The organism is Micromonospora sp. NPDC003776 (assembly GCF_053605645.1).
Window position 1 is genome coordinate 1 of the sequence record NZ_JBSGJR010000968.1, and the last position, 1,203, is coordinate 1,203.

Genomic DNA, 1,203 nt, shown 5'->3' on the forward strand with positions numbered 1-1,203 from the left:
TCTGCCTGCACTCCCGGTTCCCGATCCTGCTCTGGTGGGCGAGGAGCTGGTGATGCTCCACAACGACGCGTACGTGCCGATCCTGGGGGCGTCCACCCGGCCAGGGAGAGCCGGCGGTCCGCCCAGAGCACCACCTCCAACCCGGCCGCGTTGGTCACGAAGATCACTTCAAGCTCGGTGATCGGGCCGGCGTACAGCGGGGCCACCCAGTAGCCGAGCCGCTCGTGGAACGGCAGCGTCTGCTCCACGCCGGGCAGCCGGCCGTGCTGCAGCCCCGCCTGCCGCATGACGAAACCGAGGGTGTCCAGCGCCGCCAGCACGTGCTGCTGGGTCGGCAGCGGGTGGACGAAGACCGGCACCATCGCCCCCTGATCCAGGTCCGGATCGACCGACACCTCGGTCCGCAGGCCGGTACGCAGGCTCATCAGCGGCGTCCCGCCGAAGATGGTCACCGGGGTCTCCCAGGGCAACGGGAACGCGAAATCGACCGCCCGCCGCCGCCCGGCGGGCACCACGAACCGGCCGGCGATCGGCACCTCGTGGTACTGCAGCAGCCGCCGGGGCGAGTCCGGGTCCTCCGGCTCCACCTGAGCGACCAGACCGAGCCGGATGTGCCGGACCGGAACGTCCTGACCCCCGGCCGTGAGGGTCACCCGGCCGGGCAGGCGCAAGCCCGGGCGGGTGCTCGGGTTGGTCAGCGTGGTACTCACCGAGAGCCCGGTCCACACGGACTCCGCCGACACCCCGGTCAGCCGCATTCCCGCACCCCCTCCCCCGGCCCGCCCGCATTCCCGCTTGCCGAGCCGCCACTCCTGGCGGGACCCGCCCCCGCCGGCGGTCGGCCGGCCCAACCAGGCCCGCGCCAAGCCGGGCGCGAACCAGACCGAAAACCGACCAGGGCGGACACGGACCAGGCCAGACACGGACCGGACCAGGCCCGGCACAGACCAGGCCGGAAAGCAGGCCCGGCCAGGCCCGGAACAGACCGGAACGGACCAGGTTGGAAGTGGACCAGGGCGGAAACGGGCCCGGGGGGGGGCGGGCCCGGGGGGCCCGCGGCGGGCGGGGCGGGGGGCGGGGGGCGGGGGGGCGGGGGGGCGCCCCGCCCCGCGCCCCCGCCACCCGGGGCCGCCCCGCGGGGGGGGCCCCCCCCCGCGGCCCGCGGGGGGGTATTTCGGGCCGGGCCGCCCGCCCCCCGGGGGT

The 1,203-nt window shown here is 76.3% G+C and carries 1 protein-coding gene; it reads right to left on the reverse strand.

All coding sequences use genetic code 11. The features are described from left to right. Nucleotides 1-758: sporulation protein (locus ACWEVO_RS36780; RefSeq protein ID WP_452311989.1), on the reverse strand; the 758-nt coding region annotated here is incomplete at its 3' end. Nucleotides 759-1,203 lie beyond the last annotated feature (445 nt).